The sequence below is a fragment of the Pseudomonas sp. KBN10P06128 genome, from assembly GCF_037574945.1.
GTDB classification, from domain to species: Bacteria; Pseudomonadota; Gammaproteobacteria; order Pseudomonadales; family Pseudomonadaceae; genus Pseudomonas; species Pseudomonas aeruginosa.
In genome coordinates this window covers 5,990,776-6,010,732 of record NZ_JBBELR010000001.1, presented here as the reverse complement: position 1 = coordinate 6,010,732, position 19,957 = coordinate 5,990,776, and the positions used below count along the sequence as shown (strand labels likewise).

The 19,957-nt window shown below is 67.3% G+C and carries 21 protein-coding genes and 1 pseudogene; 10 read left to right on the top strand and 12 right to left on the bottom strand.

The features are described 5' to 3' along the window. The first annotated feature begins 197 nt into the window (after positions 1–197). Positions 198–1,514, top strand: a complete 1,317-nt coding sequence (locus VQ065_RS28130) for an MFS transporter (protein WP_003095519.1) — start codon at positions 198–200, stop codon at positions 1,512–1,514. Here VQ065_RS28130 and VQ065_RS28125 read toward each other — a convergent pair. Both VQ065_RS28125 and VQ065_RS28120 read right to left on the bottom strand, forming a co-directional pair. Further along, positions 1,505–2,896: a heavy metal sensor histidine kinase gene (locus VQ065_RS28125; RefSeq protein WP_003095517.1), complete on the bottom strand. Its 1,392-nt coding sequence runs from the start codon at positions 2,894–2,896 to the stop codon at positions 1,505–1,507. The genes VQ065_RS28130 and VQ065_RS28125 overlap by 10 nt on opposite strands. Next, complete coding sequence (locus tag VQ065_RS28120) at positions 2,875–3,564, bottom strand: heavy metal response regulator transcription factor (RefSeq protein ID WP_003095515.1); 690 nt, start codon at positions 3,562–3,564, stop codon at positions 2,875–2,877. The genes VQ065_RS28125 and VQ065_RS28120 overlap by 22 nt, the downstream gene beginning before the upstream one ends. Positions 3,565–3,701: 137 nt before the next feature. On the opposite strand from VQ065_RS28120, the gene VQ065_RS28115 reads away from it, so the two are divergent. From VQ065_RS28115 to VQ065_RS28105, 3 genes are read left to right on the top strand one after another with little or no spacing between them, the layout of a single operon-like run. Next, positions 3,702–4,325, top strand: a complete 624-nt coding sequence (locus tag VQ065_RS28115; RefSeq protein WP_003095513.1) for a hypothetical protein — start codon at positions 3,702–3,704, stop codon at positions 4,323–4,325. Positions 4,326–4,378: 53 nt separating this feature from the next. Beyond that, entirely contained in the window at positions 4,379–4,993 is a 615-nt protein-coding gene (locus VQ065_RS28110) for a cytochrome b/b6 domain-containing protein (RefSeq protein WP_003095511.1), read from the top strand. Continuing rightward, on the top strand, positions 4,990–5,757 hold the full coding sequence (locus tag VQ065_RS28105) for a molybdopterin-binding protein (protein ID WP_003095510.1): 768 nt from the start codon (positions 4,990–4,992) through the stop codon (positions 5,755–5,757). Before VQ065_RS28110 ends, VQ065_RS28105 begins: the two co-directional genes overlap by 4 nt. A gap of 113 nt (positions 5,758–5,870) precedes the next feature. On the opposite strand, the gene VQ065_RS28100 is transcribed toward VQ065_RS28105, so the two are convergent. Next, the gene (locus VQ065_RS28100; RefSeq protein WP_003095507.1) at positions 5,871–6,212 is read right to left on the bottom strand and encodes a hypothetical protein; all 342 of its coding nucleotides are present in this window, start codon (positions 6,210–6,212) and stop codon (positions 5,871–5,873) included. Between the two features lie 275 nt (positions 6,213–6,487). Next, the gene (locus VQ065_RS28095) at positions 6,488–7,021 is read right to left on the bottom strand and encodes a ferritin-like domain-containing protein (protein WP_003095503.1); all 534 of its coding nucleotides are present in this window, start codon (positions 7,019–7,021) and stop codon (positions 6,488–6,490) included. Between the two features lie 295 nt (positions 7,022–7,316). On the opposite strand from VQ065_RS28095, the gene VQ065_RS28090 reads away from it, so the two are divergent. After that, positions 7,317–9,386, top strand: a complete 2,070-nt coding sequence (locus VQ065_RS28090) for an AsmA family protein (RefSeq protein ID WP_003095498.1) — start codon at positions 7,317–7,319, stop codon at positions 9,384–9,386. A 1-nt stretch (position 9,387) separates the two neighbouring features. On the opposite strand, the gene brlR is transcribed toward VQ065_RS28090, so the two are convergent. After that, positions 9,388–10,200 carry a c-di-GMP-binding multidrug transporter transcriptional regulator BrlR gene (gene brlR / locus VQ065_RS28085; protein ID WP_003095496.1) on the bottom strand — a complete coding sequence of 271 codons (813 nt, stop codon included), beginning with the start codon at positions 10,198–10,200 and terminating at the stop codon, positions 9,388–9,390. Positions 10,201–10,346: 146 nt separating this feature from the next. On the opposite strand from brlR, the gene VQ065_RS28080 reads away from it, so the two are divergent. Continuing rightward, complete coding sequence (locus VQ065_RS28080; protein ID WP_003095492.1) at positions 10,347–10,754, top strand: Rho termination factor N-terminal domain-containing protein; 408 nt, start codon at positions 10,347–10,349, stop codon at positions 10,752–10,754. A 43-nt stretch (positions 10,755–10,797) separates the two neighbouring features. Here the strand turns inward: VQ065_RS28080 and osmE are convergent, their stop codons facing one another. Together osmE and VQ065_RS28070 are read right to left on the bottom strand one after the other, a co-directional pair. Then, the gene (osmE, locus tag VQ065_RS28075; protein WP_003095488.1) at positions 10,798–11,142 is read right to left on the bottom strand and encodes an osmotically-inducible lipoprotein OsmE; all 345 of its coding nucleotides are present in this window, start codon (positions 11,140–11,142) and stop codon (positions 10,798–10,800) included. Positions 11,143–11,230: 88 nt separating this feature from the next. Further along, positions 11,231–11,770: an MOSC domain-containing protein gene (locus VQ065_RS28070; RefSeq protein WP_003095483.1), complete on the bottom strand. Its 540-nt coding sequence runs from the start codon at positions 11,768–11,770 to the stop codon at positions 11,231–11,233. Positions 11,771–11,924: 154 nt separating this feature from the next. On the opposite strand from VQ065_RS28070, the pseudogene VQ065_RS32035 reads away from it, so the two are divergent. Both VQ065_RS32035 and VQ065_RS32030 read left to right on the top strand, forming a co-directional pair. Continuing rightward, positions 11,925–12,077 (top strand): annotated as a pseudogene (locus VQ065_RS32035) (PsiF family protein); the annotation flags it as partial. Then, positions 12,072–12,341, top strand: a complete 270-nt coding sequence (locus VQ065_RS32030; RefSeq protein WP_058133593.1) for a PsiF family protein — start codon at positions 12,072–12,074, stop codon at positions 12,339–12,341. The pseudogene VQ065_RS32035 and the gene VQ065_RS32030, both read left to right, overlap by 6 nt. A gap of 174 nt (positions 12,342–12,515) precedes the next feature. On the opposite strand, the gene VQ065_RS28060 is transcribed toward VQ065_RS32030, so the two are convergent. After that, positions 12,516–13,781: an Hsp70 family protein gene (locus VQ065_RS28060; protein ID WP_003095476.1), complete on the bottom strand. Its 1,266-nt coding sequence runs from the start codon at positions 13,779–13,781 to the stop codon at positions 12,516–12,518. 207 nt (positions 13,782–13,988) lie between these two features. Between VQ065_RS28060 and VQ065_RS28055 the strand changes: the two genes are divergently transcribed. Further along, positions 13,989–14,852 (top strand): isocitrate lyase/PEP mutase family protein, encoded by an 864-nt coding sequence (locus VQ065_RS28055; protein WP_003121125.1) that lies wholly within the window; start codon positions 13,989–13,991, stop codon positions 14,850–14,852. A 6-nt stretch (positions 14,853–14,858) separates the two neighbouring features. Here VQ065_RS28055 and VQ065_RS28050 read toward each other — a convergent pair whose 3' ends face one another. After that, positions 14,859–15,605: a hypothetical protein gene (locus VQ065_RS28050; protein ID WP_003095466.1), complete on the bottom strand. Its 747-nt coding sequence runs from the start codon at positions 15,603–15,605 to the stop codon at positions 14,859–14,861. A 100-nt stretch (positions 15,606–15,705) separates the two neighbouring features. Continuing rightward, positions 15,706–16,320: a hypothetical protein gene (locus VQ065_RS28045; protein WP_010895687.1), complete on the bottom strand. Its 615-nt coding sequence runs from the start codon at positions 16,318–16,320 to the stop codon at positions 15,706–15,708. A gap of 125 nt (positions 16,321–16,445) precedes the next feature. Here VQ065_RS28045 and VQ065_RS28040 point away from each other — a divergent pair, with 125 nt between their 5' ends. Then, positions 16,446–16,712 (top strand): DksA/TraR family C4-type zinc finger protein, encoded by a 267-nt coding sequence (locus VQ065_RS28040; RefSeq protein WP_003095462.1) that lies wholly within the window; start codon positions 16,446–16,448, stop codon positions 16,710–16,712. 9 nt (positions 16,713–16,721) lie between these two features. On the opposite strand, the gene VQ065_RS28035 is transcribed toward VQ065_RS28040, so the two are convergent. After that, entirely contained in the window at positions 16,722–18,089 is a 1,368-nt protein-coding gene (locus VQ065_RS28035; RefSeq protein WP_003095457.1) for a hypothetical protein, read from the bottom strand. A gap of 118 nt (positions 18,090–18,207) precedes the next feature. Next, positions 18,208–19,908: an urease subunit alpha gene (gene ureC / locus VQ065_RS28030; protein WP_003095453.1), complete on the bottom strand. Its 1,701-nt coding sequence runs from the start codon at positions 19,906–19,908 to the stop codon at positions 18,208–18,210. Positions 19,909–19,957 lie beyond the last annotated feature (49 nt).

Here is a 19,957-nt window from a genome sequence, read left to right as displayed (position 1 = left end):
CCGTGGCGGGGCCGCTCCGGAGCGGGGATAATGCCGCCCTGTGCACCGCGACGTGGCTTCCGGCCGCCGCGCGGCGTCGGAGTCTCGCCGAACGCAGGACGGCCTGCGCCCGCGATCGGCCAGCAGCGTCGATCCTTCCCGAACCTATCAATGCTCGGCGGATGCCGGCCGTGGGGCCCGTCCGTCCAGGAACCGTCATGTTCAGCCCGCTCGTCACCTTTCCCGCGCTCTACACCGCCACCCTGCTCATGCTGGCCGGCTCCGGCCTGTTCACCACCTACATCGGCCTGCGCCTGACCCAGGAAGGCGCAGGCGACCTGTGGGTCGGCGGGCTGATGGCGTCCTACTATTTCGGCCTGGTCTGCGGTGGAAAATTCGGACACAAGCTGATCGCCAGCTTCGGCCATATCCGCTCCTACGTGGCTTGCGCCGGGATTGCCACCGTGACCGTGCTGCTGCATGCCCTGGTCGATCAGCTGGAAGTCTGGCTGCTGCTGCGCTTCATCACCGGTGCGGTGATGATGAACCAGTACATGGTGATCGAGAGCTGGCTCAACGAGCAGGCCGAGAGCCACCAGCGCGGCAAGGTGTTCGCCGGCTACATGGTCGCCGTCGACCTTGGCCTGGTGCTCGGCCAGGGCCTGCTGGCGCTGAGCCCGACCCTCGACTACAAGCCGCTGCTGCTGGTCGCCATCTGCTTCGCCTCGTGCCTGATCCCGCTGGCCATGACCCGGCGCGTGCACCCGGCCAAGCTGGTCGCCGCGCCGCTGGAAGTGCGTTTCTTCTGGCAGCGCGTGCCGCAGGCGCTGGGCACCATCTTCATCGCCGGCCTGATGGTCGGCGCCTTCTACGGCCTGGCGCCGGTCTACGCCAACCGCAACGGCCTGGATGCCTCGCAATCGAGTTTCTTCGTCGGCATGTGCATCGTCGCCGGCTTCTGTGCGCAGTGGCCGCTGGGCTGGCTGTCCGACCGCCTCGACCGCAGTTGGCTGATCCGCGGCAATGCGGTGCTGCTGTGCCTGGCCTCGATCCCGATGTGGGGGCTGGTGACGCTGCCGTACTGGTTGCTGCTGGCCAACGGGTTCGTTACCGGCATGCTGCTGTTCACCCTTTATCCGCTGGCGGTGGCGCTGGCCAACGACCACGTCGAGCAGCCGCGCCGGGTCGCGTTGTCGGCGATGCTCCTGACCACCTACGGGGTCGGCGCCTGTATCGGTCCGCTGGTGGCCGGCGCGCTGATGCGCCACTTCGGTCCGGGACTGTTCTACATGCTGGTGTCCGGCTACGCGGTGCTGCTGGTGTTCTGGGTGCAGCCCAAGCGCGTCACCGGCGAACACCGGGTCGACGAGGCGCCGCTGCAACACGTGGCGATGCCGGACACGGTCAGCCCGATGGCCGCCACCCTCGACCCGCGCGTCGAGGAAGTGCCGGAGGAGCTGGTGGTGGAGGCGCCGGCGAATATCGGCCGCTCCGACGGCGAGCCGGACGCCGGCGAGAAACCCGCTCAGTCCTGAGCCGGGAACGCCAGGTCGAAGCGGATGCGTCCCGGAGCCGGTGCACTCGCTTCGGCGCGGCCGCCGTGCAGGCGCATGATCGCCTGGACGATGGCCAGGCCGAGACCGCTGGACTGGGCGTCGCTGCGCGCGGCGTCGCCACGGTAGAAGCGGTCGAACAGGCGCGACAGCGGCTCGGCCGGCAGCCTGTCGCAGGCGTTCTCCACGCTCAGCAGGAATTCCCCCGAGCGGCGCAGGCCGCGCACTTCGATCAGGCTGTCGGCGCTGGCGTAGCGGATGGCGTTGGCCAGCAGGTTGCTCAGCGCCCGGCGGAACAGTTGCGGATCGGCGCGTAGCTGGCCGCTGACCTGGATGTCGAGGCTCAGCCCACGTTCCTCGGCCAGCCCTTCGAAATACTCCGCCTGGCGCCGCAGTTCTTCGCCCAGGTCCAGGCGGCTGCGCTCCACCGCTGCCCGCACGTCGTCGGCGCGAGCGAGGAACAGGATGCTCTCGACCATCCGCGCGATGCGCTCCAGCTCTTCCTGGTTGGAGGCGATCAGCGCCTGGTACTCCTCGTTGCTGCGCGGCTGGCGCAGGGCCACCTGGCCGTGGCCCATCAGCGAACCGATGGGCGTGCGGATCTCATGGGCGAGGTCGGCGGAGAACTGCTGCAGGCGCTGGTAGCCGTCGTCGAGGCGTTCGAGCATGGCGTTGAACGACTGTGCCACCTGCTGCAACTCGGCAGGCGCGGCGGCGACGTCGAGGCGGGTATCCAGGCTGGTCGGATGGATCTCCGCCGCCTTCGCCGCCAGCGTGCGCAGCGGGCGCAGGCCGTGGCGCAGGACCAGCCAGCCGAGCAGGGCGGTGCCGAGGAACGCCAGCAGCACGGCGGCGATGACCCGGTCGCGGTACTGGGCGAGCATCCGCGTCTCGCCCAGCAGCAGGTGCGCGGCGGTGATCTGCAACGGCTCGCGGCCGCCGACCAGGACCTCGGCGGCGAGCACGCGCATCGGGATGCCGTCGTGGGTCAGCGCGGCGTGCACGACGGACGGATTCAACGCCTGGCCGGCGGCGACCACCCGTAGCGACGGCAGGCGTTCGTGGCGCGGGTTGACCGCGACGATCGGCGCCTCGCCGGGCTGACCGAGGAGCAGGATGTCCTGCTCGTTGCCGAGCATGTTCTCGAACAGACGCGGGCGCGCCTTCAGCTCGGCCAGGGTGAGGTTGTCGCGCAGCAGGTTGCGGAAGTGCTCGACCCGGCCGGCGACCATCACGTCGCTGCGCCGCAGCATCGCCTCTTCCACCGAGCGGTACAGGTAGAAGCCGACCGCGCTGACCACCAGCGCCGCCACCGCGGCGAACAGCAGCGCCGCGTAGAGGGTCAGGGAGCGGCGGGCGGGCACGGGCGCTCCTCGCAGACGTAACCGATGCCGCGCACGGTATGGATCAGCTTGTTCGGGAAGGGATTGTCGACCTTGGCGCGCAGGCGCTTGATCGCCACGTCGACGACGTTGGTGTCGCTGTCGAAGTTCATGTCCCAGACCTCCGAGGCGATCAGGGTGCGCGACAGCACCTCGCCCTCGCGGCGCATCAGCAGGTGCAGGAGGGCGAACTCCTTGTTGGTCAGGGCGATCACCTGCCCCTGGCGGCTGACCTTGCGCCGCAGCACGTCCAGCTGCAGATCGGCCAGTTGCACCTGCTCTGCCTCGCGGACCACGCCGCGGCGCAGCAGGGTACGGATACGCAGCAGCAACTCGGTGAAGGAGAAGGGTTTCACCAGGTAGTCGTCGGCACCCAGTTCGAGGCCGCGGATACGGTCTTGCAGCTGGTCGCGGGCGGTGAGGAAGAGCACCGGCACATCGTGCTTCTTGCGCAGCACTTCCATGATCTGCCAACCGTCCAGGCCGGGCAGCATCACGTCGAGGACCACCAGGTCGTAGCGGTTCTCCAGCGCCAGGTAGAGACCGTCGGCGCCGTGCTGCGACCAGTCGACCGCATAGCCCGACTCGCCGAGGCCCTTCTTCAGGTACTCGCCGGTCTTCGTATCGTCTTCGATCACCAGGATGCGCATGTCTCGTTCCCCCTCGTTCGCCGCCATTCTAGCCAGCGCGCGGCGCGGACTCGGTGACATTTTTGTCATGCGAAAGTCATCTCCGGGTACCGCCGGCGGGGCGACCATCGAGGCTCAACCCCACCGAGGATCGACCGATGCTTCGACTCAAGGCTTCCCCCGCGCTGCTCTTCGGCCTGCTCCTGGCCAGTGCCGCCAGCTTCGCCGCGCAACCGCCTGCGGGCATGCTGCAGCCGCTGCGCGGCACCATCCAGCAGGCCGCCGACGACCACCTGCAACTGAAGGCCCGCAACGGCCAGCAACTGACGGTCAGGCTCACCGACAAGACCGCGATCCGCGCCGTGTCGCTGGCGAAGCCGGAGGACATCCAGCCCGACAGCTTCATCGGCACTGCCGCCGTGCCGCAGCCCGACGGCACCCTGAAGGCCCTCGAGGTGCATGTCTTCGCCCCCAGCCTGCGCGGCAGCGGCGAAGGCCACCGGCCCTGGGAGAACGCCGATGGCAGCGCCTCGACCATGACCAACGGTACGGTCGGCAACCTGGTGGTCAGCCAGGGCCGGCGCATGACCGTGAAATACGGCGATGGCGAGAAGACCGTGGTGGTGCCGGACGACGTGCCCATCGTCAGCCTGGAGCCGGGCGAGCGAAGCCTGCTCAAGCCTGGCGCCAAGGTCGTGCTGTTCCCGCAGAAGGGCGCCGACGGCAGCCTCACCGCCCTGGCCATCTCGGTCGGCAAGGACGGCGTGACCCCGCCGATGTGAGGTTTCGCCGGGACGGCGCGTCCGTCCCGGCCGGGTTTCCTGGGAGAAAAGCCATGAACCGTGCGTTGCACGCCTGGCCGGTGAGACTCTGCCACTGGCTCAATGCCTATGCCATGGCCTGCCTGATCGGCAGCGGCTGGGGCATCTACAACGCTTCGCCGCTGCTGGATTTCCGTTTTCCCGCCTGGGCGACCCTCGGCGGCTGGCTCGGCGGTTCCATCGCCTGGCATCTCGCCGCCATGTGGCTGCTGCTCGGCAACGGCCTGTGCTACCTCGCCTACGGACTGTCCAGCGGGCATTTTCGTCGCGACTTCCTGCCTTTGAGCGCGGCCGGCGTCTGGCGCGACCTGCGCCTCGCCCTCGGCCTGCGCCTGGTCCATGAGCCGGGCCGCTACAACGCGGTGCAGCGCCTGCTGTACTGGCTGGTCCTGGCGCTCGGTGCGCTGCTGGTGCTGTCCGGGCTGGCGATCTGGAAACCGGTGCAACTGCACGGGCTGACCGCGCTGTTCGGTGGCTTCCAGGGTGCGCGCTGGGTGCATTTCCTGGCCATGGCCGGGGTCGTCGGGTTCGTCGTCGTGCACCTGCTGCTGGTGCTGTTGGTGCCGCGCACCCTGCTGCCGATGATCATCGGACGCGAGTGGCGGCGCGGACGGAGGAGCGAAGGATGAAGGGGCCGGAGAAGAAGCGCGCGAAGATCGCGGTCGACCCGTCCAGCGAGCGGCAGATGGTCGATTTGCAACGCCGCCTGCTGTTGCGCGGCGGCCTGTCCCTGGGCGCCCTGGCGATGCTCTCGGGGTGCCGGCTACAGGATGGCGATTCGGTCGACAAGGTACTCTGGGCCATGTCGCGCTGGAACGACCGGGTCCAGGCCTGGCTGTTCAGCCGTACGCGGCTGGCGCCGACCTTCGATCCGTCGCAGGTGGCCTCGCCGTTCCCCTTCAACGCGTTCTACCCGTCCTACAACGTGCCGGAGATCGACCTGCCGGAATACCGCCTGCAGGTTTCCGGGCGGGTCCGCGACAAGCGCCCCTGGAGCCTGGAGCAACTGCGCCGGCTGCCGCAGGCCAGCCAGGTCACGCAACTGATCTGCATCGAGGGCTGGAGCGCGATCGGCCAGTGGAGCGGAGTGCCGCTGCGCACCTTCCTGGAGCTGGTCGGCGCCGACACCTCGGCGAAGTACGTTGGCTTCAAGTGCGCCGACCGCTACTACTCCAGCCTCGACATGCCCAGCGCGCTGCATCCGCAGACCCTGCTGGCGCTGGAGATGTCCGGGCAGGCGCTGCCGGAGGAGAACGGCTATCCGCTGCGCCTGCGGATTCCCACCAAGCTCGGCTTCAAGAACGCCAAGCACGTGGTGGAGATCTTCGTCAGCAACAGCAATCCCGGAGGTTACTGGGAGGACCAGGGCTACAACTGGTTCAGCGGAGTCTGAGGCGGGAGAGTGCGGCTTGCCTCGGGCCATGCGCCCAGCGCGACAGGGATGGGAAAATAGGAAAGCCCGGCATCGAGCCGGGCTTTTCTCGCGCCTTGCGGCGTAACGAGCGGTCAGGCGGTGCGCAGGTCGAAACGGCTCATGCTGCGATGCAGGCGGTCCACGGTCTGTTCGCTGCCGTTGTCGGCCAGGCGGGCTTCGGCCTTGGTCATGTCCTTGTGCAGGCGGTCGACGGTCTGCTCGCTGCCGTTGTCGGCCAGGCGGGCTTCGGCCTTGGTCATGTCCTTGTGCAGGCGGTCGATGGTCTGCTCGCTGCCGTTGTCGGCGATGCGCAGTTCGACGCTGGACATGTCCTGGTGCAGCCGGTCGATGGTGCGGCTGGAGCCATCGGCGGCGAAGGCGGCGTTGGCGGTCAGGGTGGCGAGGGCGAGGCCGAGGATCAGGGAAGCTTTCATGACGGTGACTCCGAGTGGGTTGTCGATTGCGTTGGAGTCATTTTCAGTTCGGATAAGTCGATTTAAAAACGAAGTGCGATGATAGTGTCTATCGACATGGGTGATTATGTATTTTCTTATTATTTATCAGTAAGTTAGTTGATTATTTTTGTGATGTCGAAGATTTCGTAAAGGATAGTTAGCTTTTCTCTATTTAATCGATAAATTGGATAAATAAGGCGAAAAGAAAAGCCGGCGCTGCGGGCGCCGGCTCTCGGACGGGTCTTGCTCTGGAGTCAGGCGAGGTCGTCGAGGATGTCGGCCATGTCGTCCGCGTGTTCTTCTTCCTGGGCCAGGATTTCCTCGAAAATGCGTCGGGTGGTGGGGTCGTCGTTACCGAGGTAGGTGATGATCTCGCGATAGCTGTCGATGGCGATGCGCTCGGCGATCAGGTTCTCGGTGACCATGTCCTTCAGGGTCTTGCCTTCGACGTATTCGGCATGGGAGCGCTCCTCCAGGCCGCGCGGATTGAAGTCCGGCTCGCCGCCCAGTTGCATGATGCGCTCGGCCAACTGGTCGGCATGCTGCATTTCCTGGTTGGCGTGCTCGAGGAACTCGGCGGCGGCGATGCTCGCCTTAAGGCCGGTGGCCATGAAGTAGTGGCGCTTGTAGCGCAGGAAGCAGACCAACTCGGTGGCGAGCGCTTCGTTGAGCAGGCGCAGGACGGTCTGGCGATCGGCCGAATAGCCTTCGGTGACCGCGCCTTCCTGGATGTTCTTGCGGGCACGGTCGCGAAGGGTCTGGACGTCCGTCAGTTGAACGGTGGTCATCGGTTTTCTCCTTGAGGCTGATCCGGTGAAAAGGGCCGGCTCTGCGGCCGGCTTTTTCTGCTTACCTAAGGTGTGAGTCCCACGCGGTCGAAAAAGTTTTATCGACCCGCCGCCGAACTGGCCTTTTGCCTGAAATGCGTGGGACGGGGAGCAATGCCGGCGTTTCGCCGGTCCTAACGGAACGGGCCGGCGTATTCGCGCTGGCGAGTCCATGGGCCAGCCTGCACACTGACGGGCTGAGCGAGGCGCGCTGCCGCGCCTGCCCGACAACCGACGCGGCGAAAAGGAGTTGTGCATGACGCGCGGCCGAAAGATCCTGACCTGGAGCCTCGCCAGCCTGGTCCTGCTGCTGGCGGCGTTGGTGGTGTTCATCGCCACCTTCGACTGGAACCTGATCAAGCCCACCCTCAACGAAAAGGTCTCGGCGGCGCTGAACCGCCCGTTCGCCATCAACGGCAACCTCGCCGTGGCCTGGCGCCGCGAGGAGGGCGAGGAAGGCTGGCGCGCCTGGATCCCCTGGCCGCGCTTCAGCGCCGAGGACATCACCCTCGGCAACCCGGAGTGGACGGCGGGCAAGACCAAGGCGAGCGAGTTCGCCAGCCTGGAACGCATCGAATTCCGCCTCGCGCCGTTGCCGTTGCTCTGGCAGACCATCCGCATTCCACAGATCAAGCTGACCCAGCCGCGCGCCGAGCTCCTGCGCCTGGCCGACGGCCGCGCCAATTGGGATTTCGACCTGCCTGCCAGCGACAGCGACGAGCCGTCCGCCTGGCAACTGGACATCCGCGAGATCGGTTTCGACAAGGGTAGCGTCAGCCTCGACGACCAGCGTTTGAAGACCCGTCTGGAAGTGCTGGTCGACCCGCTCGGCAAGCCGGTGCCGTTCGGTCAGTTGGCCGGCAAGGCGCTGGCCACGGGCGATGCGGCGAACGCCCAGGACTATGTGTTCGGCTGGAAGGTCAAGGGCACCTACAAGGGCCAGGCTCTGGCCGGCTCGGGCAAGGTCGGCGGGATGCTGGCGTTGCAGGATGCGAGCAAGCCCTTCCCGCTACAGGCCGAGGTCAGTGCCGGCAGCACCCGTGCCGCGGTGGTCGGCACCCTGACCGACCCGCTCAACCTCGGCGCCCTCGACCTGCGCCTGAAGCTGTCCGGGACCAGCATGGCCAATCTCTATCCGCTGACCGGCATCACCCTGCCGGACACTCCGGCCTACTCCACCGACGGACACCTGCTGGCGCGGCTCAAGGAGGAGGGCGGCGCACTGTTCCGCTACGAGAACTTCAACGGCAAGGTCGGCGCCAGCGACCTGCACGGCAGCCTGACCTTCGTCGCTCGCCAGCCTAGGCCGAAGCTGTCCGGCAAGCTGACCTCCGAGCAGCTGCGCTTCGCCGACCTCGGCCCGCTGATCGGCGCCGACAGCAATGCCGAAAAACAGAAGCGCGGGCAGACCAGCCGCCAGCCGGGCGACAAGGTGCTGCCGGTGGAGGAATTCCGTACCGAGCGCTGGCGCGACATGGACGCCGACGTGGAATTCACCGGCAAGCGTATCGTCCACAGCGACCAGTTGCCGATCAGCGACCTCTATACCCATCTGGTGCTCAACGACGGCCTGCTGCGCCTGGAGCCCCTGCGCTTCGGCGTGGCCGGCGGCAAGCTGGAGTCGGACATCCGCCTGGACGGCGGCAAGCAGCCGATGCAGAGCCGAGTGAAGATGAGCGCGCGGGGCTTCAAGCTGAAGCAGTTGTTCCCCGGCTTCGCGCCGATGCAGACCAGCTTCGGCGAGCTGAACGGCGACGCCAGTCTCAGCGGCAGTGGCAATTCGGTGGCGAAGATCCTCGGCGGCGCCGATGGCGAATTGAAGATGCTGATCAACGACGGCGCGATCAGCAAGGGCCTGACCGAAATCGCCGGCCTCAATGTCGGAAACTACCTGGTGACCAAGCTGTTCGACGACGACGAGGTGAAGATCAACTGCGCGGCCGCCGACTTCGGCCTGCAGAAGGGCCTGATGACCAGCCGGCTGTTCGTCTTCGACACCGAGAACGCGCTGGTCAACGTCGACGGCACGGTGAACTTCGCCAACGAGAAGCTCGATCTCGATGTCACCCCGCACAGCAAGGGCTTGCGGATCTTCTCGCTGCGCTCGCCGCTGTACGTGCGCGGCACCTTCGCCAAGCCCGACGCCGGGGTCCATGCCGGGCCGCTGGTGGCGCGCGGCGCGGGAATGATAGCCCTCGGCGTGACGGTGGGCCCGGCGGCCAGCCTGCTGGCGCTGGTGGCGCCGAGCAAAAGCGACGACAACCAGTGCACCGCGCTGCTGCAGCGCATGCGCTTGCCAGCCAAGGTGCCGGCCGGCAAGCGCTGATTCAGTAGATGGGGATATACAGGTCAACTTGCGAGTTCGGATCCAGCGGTCCGCGGAAACGCTGGTCGTAGTATTCGAAGTCGACCCCCGCCTTGGGCTCCAGGCCGCGTTCGGCGAGCAGGTGGCTGTAGATCGCCTGGAAGCTCTCGGCGATCTGCGGCGCCGTGCCCTTGTGGGTGAACACCGCGTACTTCTGCGCTGGCACCTGGAAGCGCACCATGCCCTCCGGCACCGGCCAGCCCTCCTGCACCTCGAAGCCGGCGACGTAGTGGAATTCGCCGTTGGGCTGCTGCGCGCAGATGCCATAGGAGACCTCGGGATCGTGCTTGCCGGCGATCTCGTGCTCGCGCGGGATGAAGCGTTCCCAGAGCTGGCCGATGGTGTCGCCGGGGGCGCTGCCGAAGTATTCCATGCCCACCACGCTGAAGGCGGGACGTTCGACGATTCGTGCATGCATGTTGCGGATCCTCCAGTGGGCGAGCGTCGCCAGGGTTCGGTCGAGTTCCGCCAGCAGGCGCTGGCGGGCGCTGATCTCTTCGCGCAGGGTGTGCTGGTGTCGTTGCAGGAAATGCCGCAGGCGTTGCGGGTCGTCCAGCGCGCCATCGCGTTTCAGGCGGTCGATGGCTTCCAGCGGAACGTCCAGCCGGCGCAGCGCGAGTATGCGCGAGAGCTGCTCGATCTGTTCCGGCTGGTAGTAGCGGTAGCCGTTGTCGCTACCGGTGCGCGCGGGGACGAACAGGCCGATGGCATCGTAGTGGCGAAGCGTCTTGGTGGAGATCTCGAAGATTCGCGCCAGTTGGCCGATGGTGAGCATTTCCGGTTCCTGCTGCGGGATACCGGCAGACTACGGATTGCCCCTGGGGCAAGGTCAAGGGGTTTGTGCCGGTGTGCACTTTCTCTGAACGTCCGCCGTCGCCTCCCGGTCCCAACAGTGAACCCATCGCAAAGGGAGATATCCCCATGCCCCGTGGCGACAAGAGCAAGTACAGCGACAAGCAGCAGCGCAAGGCCGAGCACATCGAGGAGAGCTACAAGGCCAAGGGTGTGAGCGAATCGGAAGCCGAGGCGCGCGCCTGGGCGACGGTGAACAAGCAGTCCGGCGGCGGCGAGCGCAAGGGCGGTTCCGGCCGCGCCAAGAGCGAGACGGCCAAGCGCGCCGACCGCAAGGACTCGGCCCATCGCGCCGCCCAGGCCCGCTCAGGGAGACCGGCCAACCGCGGCTCGGCGAGCCGTGGCAAACGTCAAGGCAGCACTTCGGTGAGCGAGATGACCCGCGAGGAATTGATGCAGCTGGCGCGCAAGCGCGACATCCGCGGTCGTTCGACGATGCGCAAGGCCGAACTGATCGAGGCCCTGTCCCGGGCCTGAACGCAGACGCCCCGCCTCCGTAAGGAAGCGGGGCGTCGAGCCGTCAGGGGCGGGCGTCGCGCTCGTGGCGGTCCAGCTCGGAGCAGCTCAGGAAGCCCGAGCCGTCGACCTTGCCGCTGCCGTCGAAACTGACGTAGAACGGCTGCTGCTGGCCGTCCTTGTTGAGGATGTAGCTGTTGCAGCTCCCCGGTTTCATCAGGCGCTTCTGGGTGCCGGAAGGCGTGCCGCCGATGCGCAGGACTTCCTGCTGGCTCATGCCTTTCTCGACATCCTTGACCAGCGGTTCGTTGCGGAAGGTGATGTAGTTGACCGGGTTCTGCACCTTGGTCGACGCGCAGCCGGCCAGGGTTGCCATCACGAACAGTGCCGCCAGTGACTGCTTGTACATGCTGTGACTCCTTGTGGTTGAGCGGTGCTTGCCAACATTGGAACGCAGGCCCTCGCGCAGAGTTCGCCCGGAATCGCGGCGGATTGCCTCAGACCTTCTCCAGGGCCCGGTGCGGCAAGGGTGGCAGCTGGATATCGATGGCGTCGCCGGGGCGAACCTCGCCGTCCTCCAGGACGATCGCCATCACCCCGGCCTTGCGAATAAGGTTGCCCTGTTCGTCGCGGCCGAGCACGGCGGCGGTCAGTCCGGGCTGGTAGTTGTCCAGTTGCGAGCAGGGATTGCGCAGGCCGGTCAGCTCGACCAGGGCGCTTTCCCCCAGGCGCAGGCGGGTGCCGGTGGGCAGGCCGAGCAGGTCGACGCCACGGGTGGTGATGTTCTCGCCCATGGTCCCCGGGCCGATGGCGAAGCCGCTGGCGCGTAGCTCGTCGTGCAGTTCCTCGTGGATCAGGTGGACCTGGCGCAGGTTCGGCTGGGTCGGGTCCTGCCGCACCCGCGAGCGGTGCTTCACGGTGACGCCGTGGTGGGCGTCGCCCTCGACGCCGAGGCCTTTCAGGAGGCGGATGGCGGGACGCACCTGCTTGCTGAACGCGTGGGTGGCGCAGAGGCTCACCGCGATGACCTGTTGCATGGAACTCCTCCTCGTGCGAAGCGTCAGTCTAGCCGCGAAACATGACGCTTGTCGCAAGCGCACAGGACGCGTTCCCAGCCCCTGCAAAGCCCGCCGCAGTCGCTAGACTTCAGCGCACCTGCATGCGAACGTGCAGCCCTTCAAGGAGAGTTCGATGAATATCCTGCGTATCCCGATGTTCGTATTGGCCATGGCCGTCTCGGCCCATGGTTTCGCTGCCACCGCGCAGCAGGAGAAGATGACCGCCTGCAACGCCGAGGCCACCACCAAGGCGCTCAAGGGCGACGAACGCAAGGCGTTCATGAGCGGCTGCCTGAAGGCCGGCGCGCCTGCCGGCGGCAAGGCCACCGCGCAGCAGGAGAAGATGAAGAGCTGCAACGCCGACGCCAGCGCCAAGTCGCTCAAGGGCGACGAGCGCAAGGCATTCATGAGCAGTTGCCTGAAGGCCGGCGGCAGTGCCAAGGCGGCGACCCAGCAGGAGAAGATGAAGACCTGCAACGCCGACGCCACCGCCAAGGCGCTCAAGGGCGACGAACGCAAGGCGTTCATGAGCACCTGCCTGAAGAAGTGAGCCCCACCCTCGTCGGGCTCGGTGTGGCGGCGGATAACGCCTGTGGCGTTATCCGCCCTGCGGACGGGTGTGGCGTGGTCCTGGCGTAGGGCGGATAACCGCTCGCGGTTATCCGCCATGGCGGGCCCGGTGTGACCTTATCCCCCTATAGGGCAGGGGCACGACCAGGGCGGCTCAGCCATAGCGCTTCTTCGCCTCGATGGCCAGGCCGCTGCCGATGCTGCCGAACAGGTTGCCCTCGACATGACGGGCGTTGGGCAGCATCGCCGAGACGCTCCGGCGCAGCGCCGGAATGCCGCTCGAACCGCCGGTGAAGAACACCGTGTCGACCCGGTCCGGGTCGACCCCGGCCGAGGCCAGCAGTTGCGCGACGCTGTTGCGCACGCGCTCCAGCAGTCCGTCGACGGCGTTCTCGAACAGCCCACGGGTCAGCTCCACGCCGAGCCCGGCCTCGATGCGCTCCAGCGAGAGGTGCAGGCGCTCGGTTTCGGTCAGGCGGATCTTGCTGTCTTCCACCTGCATCGCCAGCCAGTGCCCGGCGCGTTCCTCGATGAGCCTGAAGAGGCGGTCGATGCCGGTGCTGTCGACGATGTCGTAGCGCATGTTCTTCAGCGCCAATTGCGACTTCTGCGCGTACACCGCGTTGATGGTGTGCCAGGTGGCCAGGTTCAGGTGGTAGCTGGTGGGCATGAAGGCGTCGCTCTTCATCCGGCTGCCGTAGCCGAACAGCGGCATCACGCCTTCCAGGCTGAGCTGCTTGTCGAAGTCGGTACCGCCGATGTGCACGCCGCCGGTGGCCAGGATGTCGTCCTGGCGCTCGGCCAGGTTGCGCCGCTCCGGCGCCAGGCGCACCAGGGAGAAGTCCGAGGTGCCGCCGCCGATGTCGACGATCAGGACCAGTTCCTCGCGCTGGATGCCGCGCTCGTAGTCGAAGGCCGCGGCGATCGGTTCGTACTGGAAGGAAACCTCCTTGAAGCCGAGCTTGTTGGCCACCTGCACCAGGGTGTCCTGGGCCTCGCGGTCGGCCTCCGGGTCGTCGTCGACGAAGAACACCGGGCGACCCAGCACCACCGCGTCGAAGGCTTGCCCGGCGGCGGCCTCGCCGCGCGCCTTGAGCTGGCCGATGAACAGGCCGAGCAGGTCCTTGAACGGCAGGGCGCTGCCGAGCACGGTGGTCTCGCTCTTCAGCAGCTTGGAGCCCAGCAGGCTCTTCAGCGAGCGCATCAGCCGGCCCTCGTAGCCCTCCAGGTACTCGCCTAGCGCCTGGCGGCCGTAGACCGGGCGGCGCTCCTCGACGTTGAAGAACACCACCGAGGGCAGGGTGATCTTGCCGTCCTCCAGCTCGATCAGCGGTTCGACCTCCGGCCGCCACCAGCCGACGGTGGAGTTGGAGGTGCCAAAATCGATGCCCAGGGCGCGGGCGGCGGTGCTCGGGTTCATGGCGCGAAACGGTCCGGGAAAAAAACGGCCGCGCAGTGTATGCGAGAGCGTCGCGGATTTCACCGCCGGCGATCGGCAGGAAGCGTCCTGGTACGTCCGTGCGGGCCGCCCCGACCTTTGTATACGGATTTGCCAAGGGGCCCGCGCATGGTGCTATGTTGGCGCTGCTTTCCCACTCCGTCTTGCCGTGTTGTCCTGGATTTCGTCATGCATAGAGCCTCACACCATGAGTTGCGTGCGATGTTTCGCGCGCTGTTGGACTCCTCCCGTTGCTACCACACCGCTTCCGTGTTCGATCCCATGTCGGCGCGCATCGCCGCCGACCTCGGCTTCGAGTGCGGCATCCTCGGCGGTTCGGTGGCTTCCCTGCAGGTCCTGGCGGCGCCGGACTTCGCCCTGATCACCCTCAGCGAATTCGTCGAGCAGGCCACCCGCATCGGCCGGGTGGCGCGCCTGCCGGTGATCGCCGACGCCGACCACGGCTACGGCAACGCGCTGAACGTAATGCGTACGGTGGTCGAACTGGAGCGCGCCGGAATCGCCGCGCTGACCATCGAGGACACCCTGCTGCCGGCGCAGTTCGGGCGCAAGTCCACCGACCTGATCTGCGTCGAGGAAGGCGTCGGCAAGATCCGCGCGGCCCTGGAGGCGAGGGTCGACCCGGCGTTGACCATCATTGCCCGGACCAACGCCGAACTGATCGACGTCGATGCGGTGATCCAGCGCACCCTGGCCTACCAGGAAGCCGGCGCCGATGGCATCTGCCTGGTCGGCGTGCGCGACTTCGCCCACCTCGAGGCGATCGCCGAGCACCTGCACATCCCGCTGATGCTGGTCACCTACGGTAATCCGCAACTGCGCGACGACGCCCGCCTGGCGCGGCTCGGCGTGCGTGTCGTGGTCAACGGCCACGCCGCCTATTTCGCCGCGATCAAGGCGACCTACGACTGCCTGCGCGAGGAGCGCGGGGCGGTGGCCTCGGACCTGACCGCCTCGGAGCTGTCGAAGAAGTACACCTTCCCCGAGGAATACCAGGCCTGGGCCCGCGACTACATGGAAGTCAAAGAGTAGGCGACCTCAGGCCAGGCGCTGGCGCAGCGCCTGGTACAGCGGCAGGTCGCGTTCGTACTGGCCGGGAACCAGGGCGTGGCGGTGCTCGGCGAGCATGCCCAGGTAGTCGTCCACCGCCGTGCGGTAGCTGGCCAACTGGTCGGTGGCCAGGGGCTGGCCGGCCATGGCGCGGATATCGAAAGCCCATTGCAACCCGTCGCGGGCGTTCGAATAGGCGGCGCCGTCCATGCCGGCGGTGAGCGCCAGCCACTGGTCGAGGAAGGCCTGCGGTGCGTCGCGCGGGGGGAAGTGGCGGATCTTCGCGGCGCCCACCTCGGTGATGCCGTCGCCGTCCAGGTCGACGCTGTAGCCTTCCGGCAGCAGCAGGTTGCGCGCGCCTTCCTCGCTCAGCGCCTCGACCCGGATCGGCTCGGCCAGGCCCATGTTGCGCTGCAGCGCCTGCAGGTCGTCGGCGCCCAGGCGGGCGAGGAAGCCGCGGGCGTCCAGTTGCGCGCCGTTTTCGCAGGCGCGGTTGAGCACATGGGCGAAGCGCAACTGGTCTTCCAGGCTGACGCCGCGCACCCGGCTGTATTCCAGCTGGGTGGCGCCGAGGGTGTCGGCCAGCGCCCCGGCCTGCTCCGCGCTGCCTTCGGCGGCGACCGCGAGGCGCGCGTAGGCGGCCTGGAAGTCGCGCTGGAAATCCTGGTCGGGAGTGCGGGTCATCAGCTGCCGCTGGGCCAGGCTCGGAGAGCTGGAGGCTGAGTCGATCTTCATGTCCGGGTCGTCCTTGAGGCCGAGGAGAGAGAGCGCGTTACCCTACGCGCTGGTGGCGGCGCCAGCCAATGCGCAGAAGGTCGCAGGGCGACAGTCTGGCTCAGGATCGCCCGGAGCGCTCGCGTCGCTTGCGTTCGCGGTAGGCGGCCTGGTTGGCCAGGCGCCGCTGCGCCGAACCGGGGCGGTTGGCCGACTGGGCGCGGTACAGGCGCTGGGCGTAGACCAGTTCCATGTAGCGTTGCATCGCGCGGCTGTTGAACAGCAGCCAGGCACAGGCGCCGCCGCCGAGCGCCACCAGGCCCGACGTCTCGCCGCTGGCCAGGCGCAGCAGGAGCCCGGTGCCGACCAGCAGCAGGCTGGCGTCGCGGGCCAGGCGCGGGCCGAGGCTGGCGCCGCGGGAGAGCAGGGCGATCAGCCACAGCCAGGCCGCCAGCAGCGGCAGGGCGGAGAGCCAGCCCAGCGGCCGCAAAGGAGCCTCCGGCAATGCCAGGCGCAGCGCGGCAAGACCCAGCGGCGCGGCACCGAGCAGCAGCGCCAGGCTGCCGAGCAGCGGTGCGTAGAGACCGGGATGACGGCGCGGATACAGGCCGTGCAGTTGCCGGACGCTATAGCGGTCCTCCGGCGCCGGCAGGGCGAACGGATCGCCGGCGAGCGCGGCGTCGAGCTGGCGGCCCTGGTCGATCAGGTGGGCGAGGCGGCGGAACGGTCCCATCATGCGGTGTACCTTCAGGCTTGGCTGGCGATTGTGCCACGCCAGGCCGATGGTCGCGCCGCCCTTGCAAAGCCGCGGGCGAACGCCCATATCTGGAGGTTCCAGGGTTTCAGCCAGAGGAGTCAGTCATGGCCAGCGGGTGGGCGAACGACGGTGCGGTGCAGGAACAGATCGACAGCACGATCGAGGATGCCATCGCTCGTGCGCGCAGCCAGTTGCCCCGTGGCGAGAGCCTGACCCATTGCGAAGAGTGCGACGCGGCGATCCCCGAGGCGCGGCGCCGGGCGATTCCCGGCGTGCGCCTGTGCGTCAACTGCCAGGCCGAGCACGACAGGGAACAGGCGAAGTTCAGCGGCTACAACCGCCGCGGCAGCAAGGACAGCCAGTTGCGCTGAAGGCCTGCCTCAGTTTTCCCGATAGCGTTCCTTCACCCATTGCTCCACCGGCGACAGGGTGCGCATCCCCACGCCCAGCGGATCGTCCATGTCATGCTGGCTGGAGGCGGTCCAGCGCGGGTCGATGAAGGACCAGGCCAGGCCCGCCGGGCCCTGGTCGCGGTAGGTGCCGAAAACGTCGTTGAGGCCCAGCGGCTCCGCGTTGCGCAGCCACTGCCCGTTGAAGCTGTCACCGTTGATGGTGCGGTCCGAGATCCAGCGACCGTCGTCGTAATGGAAAGCCATCACTCGCCAGCGATGCTCGCACCAGTGGCAGGCGTCGTCGTCGACGTAGAAGGCTTCGACGAAGATTTTCTTCCCGCCGATGTCGAGGAAGGTCGAGTAATCGTCGGTATGGCGCGGGGCCAGGCTCAGTCGGCTGCCGTCGCCGAGGTCGATGAAGCGATCGGGGGCGTAGGGCGAGCGCGGCGAAAGGCTCATCAGGACCCTGGCGTAGTCGTCCCGCTGCGGCGGGTCGGCGACCAGTGCCTGGCGCTCCGCGGCGGTCAGCGCGAAGCGCTCGCTGCCTCGGCCGACCACGTCTTCCAGCTGACGCTGGTCGCGCGGCAGGGTGCCGTCGAGGCCGGCGTACAGGTTGACCGCCTGGATGAACCGGGCGACGTCGATGTCGAGCATTTCCGGATAGCCGGAATGGGCGGTCAGCGCGCCGTCCTTCAGGTCGTAGATCACCGACCAGCGCGTCCCTCCCGAACCGCCGGCGTAGGACAGGTAGCCCAGGCGCAGTTCGTCGCGGCCGTCGCCGTCGTAGTCGGCGACTTCCAGTTGGCTGAGGCTGAACAGCTGGGGGAAGGCATAATCGGTTTCGAACTGCTCGCGCGGTTTCCGCTTCGCGTCCGGATCGAAGGGGACCAACTGGATCTTCCGGTATTCCCGGAGGCTCAGCTCGACCATGTTCTTCTGGATATCCAGGAACGGGGAGAGGTTGAGCAGCGAGGAGAGGAGGCCGGGTTCGGCGATGTAGAACACCTTCACCAGCGGCAGGTTGGTCCGTCCCTGGTTCCGCTCCAGGCGCTCGATGACCTGGTCGTCCATGGCGAAGGCCTTGCCGACGAAGCGCCGATTGCCGTAGGCGACCAGGAATTTCTCGCCGAAGCCGAGCAGGTCGGCGCCCTTGATCTCCACCTCGTAGTCCGCCGGAAAGCGCGCGAGGATGGCTTGGCGCAGCATCACGTCCTTCTTGCTGATGGGAATCTCGCCGTACTGGTAGAGCTGGTAGGTCCAGTAGAGGAAGTAGCTGACCACGACGATGGCCGTCGCCTGGAAGGCCTTGGCCAGATACGGGGTGGAAGCGTTGCGGGACGATTGGCGGGAGGACATGGACGGACTGCCGGCGGCTGCGGGGAGGCGCCATTGTCGCCGCTAGCGCCGGCAAGCCAAGCTGTCCGAACGGAGCGGTCGACGTCCCGGCGTGGCGCCGGGCCCCGTCGCGTGGGAATCAGAACAGGAAATAGCGCTGTGCCATCGGCAGCACGTCCGCCGGTTCGCACCAGAGCAACTGGCCGTCGGCGCGTACCTGGTAGTTCTGTGCGTCGACCTCGATGGTCGGCAGGTAGCCGTTGTGGATCAGGTCGGTCTTCTGCACACCACGACAGCCGCTGACCACGCCGATGGCCTTGCGCAGGCCGAGCTGCTGCGGTACGCCGGCGGCGAAGGCGGCCTGGCTGACGAAGGTCAGGCTGGTCGCGTGACGGCTGCCGGCGTAGCTGGCGAACATCGGCCGGTAGTGCACCGGCTGCGGCGTGGGGATCGAGCCGTTGATGTCGCCCATCAGGCTGGCGGCGATGGCCCCGCCCTTGAGGATCAGGCTCGGCTTGACGCCGAAGAAGGCCGGGCGCCAGAGCACCAGGTCGGCCCACTTGCCGGCTTCGACGGAGCCCACTTCATGGCTGATGCCGTGGGTGATCGCCGGGTTGATGGTGTACTTGGCGATGTAGCGCCTGGCGCGGAAGTTGTCGTTGCGCGCACCGTCGCCGTCGAGGCGGCCGCGCTGGCGCTTCATCTTGTCGGCGGTCTGCCAGGTGCGCGTGATCACTTCGCCGACCCGGCCCATGGCCTGGCTGTCGGAGCTGATCATGCTGAACGCGCCGAGGTCGTGGAGGATGTCCTCGGCGGCGATGGTCTCGCGGCGGATGCGTGACTCGGCGAAGGCCACATCCTCGGCGATGGCCGGGTCGAGATGGTGGCAGACCATCAGCATGTCCAGGTGCTCGTCGATGGTATTGCGGGTGAACGGCCGTGTCGGGTTGGTCGAGCTGGGCAGCACGTTGGCGAAGCCGCAGGCCTTGATGATGTCCGGTGCGTGGCCGCCGCCGGCGCCCTCGGTGTGGTAGGTGTGGATGGTGCGGCCCTTGAAGGCGCCGAGGGTGGTCTCGACGAAGCCGGATTCGTTGAGGGTGTCGGTGTGGATCGCCACCTGGATGTCGTGGCGCTCGGCCACCTCCAGGCAGTTGTCGATCGCCGCCGGGGTGCTGCCCCAGTCCTCGTGCAGCTTCAGGCCGATGGCGCCGGCGAGTACCTGCTCCTCCAGCGGCAGCGGCAGGCTGGCGTTGCCCTTGCCGGTGAAGCCGATGTTCATCGGGAAGGCGTCGGCGGCCTGGAGCATCCGCGCCATGTGCCAGGGACCGGAGGTGCAGGTGGTGGCGTTGGTCCCGGCGGCGGGGCCGGTGCCGCCGCCGATCATGGTGGTGACGCCGCTCATCAGCGCCTCTTCGATCTGCTGCGGGCAGATGAAGTGGATGTGCGTGTCGATGCCGCCGGCGGTGAGGATCATGCCCTCGCCGGCGATCACCTCGGTGCCGGCGCCGATGGCGATGTTCACCCCGGGCTGGATGTCCGGGTTGCCGGCCTTGCCGATGGCCTGGATGCGCCCGTCCTTGAGACCGACGTCGGCCTTGACTACGCCCCAGTGGTCGAGGATCAGCGCGTTGGTGATCACCGTGTCGACCACCTGCGCCGCGCCCAGCTGGCTCTGGCCCATGCCGTCGCGGATGACCTTGCCGCCGCCGAACTTCACTTCCTCGCCATAGACGGTGAAGTCCCGTTCCACCTCGAGCCACAGGTCGGTGTCGGCCAGGCGCACGCGGTCGCCGACGGTGGGGCCGAACATGTCGGCGTAGGCTTGTCTGCTGATTTTCATCGAACGCTCCTTTGGCGATCGTCGGTGTTCGCTGTCTTTCCTCGGACCT

Bases quoted from the DNA above. Each gene is read 5' to 3' on its own strand.
- VQ065_RS32030 (WP_058133593.1), top strand. From the start codon at position 12,072: ATGAGCGGCTGCCTGAAGGCCGGCGCGCCTGCCGGCGGCAAGGCCACC.
- VQ065_RS28060 (WP_003095476.1), bottom strand. From the start codon at position 13,781: ATGAACCCGAGCACCGCCGCCCGCGCCCTGGGCATCGATTTTGGCACC.
- ureC (WP_003095453.1), bottom strand. From the start codon at position 19,908: ATGAAAATCAGCAGACAAGCCTACGCCGACATGTTCGGCCCCACCGTC.
- VQ065_RS28130 (WP_003095519.1), top strand. From the start codon at position 198: ATGTTCAGCCCGCTCGTCACCTTTCCCGCGCTCTACACCGCCACCCTG.
- VQ065_RS28045 (WP_010895687.1), bottom strand. From the start codon at position 16,320: ATGATGGGACCGTTCCGCCGCCTCGCCCACCTGATCGACCAGGGCCGC.
- VQ065_RS28080 (WP_003095492.1), top strand. From the start codon at position 10,347: ATGCCCCGTGGCGACAAGAGCAAGTACAGCGACAAGCAGCAGCGCAAG.
- VQ065_RS28055 (WP_003121125.1), top strand. From the start codon at position 13,989: ATGCATAGAGCCTCACACCATGAGTTGCGTGCGATGTTTCGCGCGCTG.
- VQ065_RS28090 (WP_003095498.1), top strand. From the start codon at position 7,317: ATGACGCGCGGCCGAAAGATCCTGACCTGGAGCCTCGCCAGCCTGGTC.
- VQ065_RS28120 (WP_003095515.1), bottom strand. From the start codon at position 3,564: ATGCGCATCCTGGTGATCGAAGACGATACGAAGACCGGCGAGTACCTG.
- VQ065_RS28040 (WP_003095462.1), top strand. From the start codon at position 16,446: ATGGCCAGCGGGTGGGCGAACGACGGTGCGGTGCAGGAACAGATCGAC.
- brlR (WP_003095496.1), bottom strand. From the start codon at position 10,200: ATGCTCACCATCGGCCAACTGGCGCGAATCTTCGAGATCTCCACCAAG.
- VQ065_RS28115 (WP_003095513.1), top strand. From the start codon at position 3,702: ATGCTTCGACTCAAGGCTTCCCCCGCGCTGCTCTTCGGCCTGCTCCTG.
- VQ065_RS28070 (WP_003095483.1), bottom strand. From the start codon at position 11,770: ATGCAACAGGTCATCGCGGTGAGCCTCTGCGCCACCCACGCGTTCAGC.
- VQ065_RS28095 (WP_003095503.1), bottom strand. From the start codon at position 7,021: ATGACCACCGTTCAACTGACGGACGTCCAGACCCTTCGCGACCGTGCC.
- VQ065_RS28100 (WP_003095507.1), bottom strand. From the start codon at position 6,212: ATGAAAGCTTCCCTGATCCTCGGCCTCGCCCTCGCCACCCTGACCGCC.
- osmE (WP_003095488.1), bottom strand. From the start codon at position 11,142: ATGTACAAGCAGTCACTGGCGGCACTGTTCGTGATGGCAACCCTGGCC.
- VQ065_RS28050 (WP_003095466.1), bottom strand. From the start codon at position 15,605: ATGAAGATCGACTCAGCCTCCAGCTCTCCGAGCCTGGCCCAGCGGCAG.
- VQ065_RS28110 (WP_003095511.1), top strand. From the start codon at position 4,379: ATGAACCGTGCGTTGCACGCCTGGCCGGTGAGACTCTGCCACTGGCTC.
- VQ065_RS28105 (WP_003095510.1), top strand. From the start codon at position 4,990: ATGAAGGGGCCGGAGAAGAAGCGCGCGAAGATCGCGGTCGACCCGTCC.
- VQ065_RS28035 (WP_003095457.1), bottom strand. From the start codon at position 18,089: ATGTCCTCCCGCCAATCGTCCCGCAACGCTTCCACCCCGTATCTGGCC.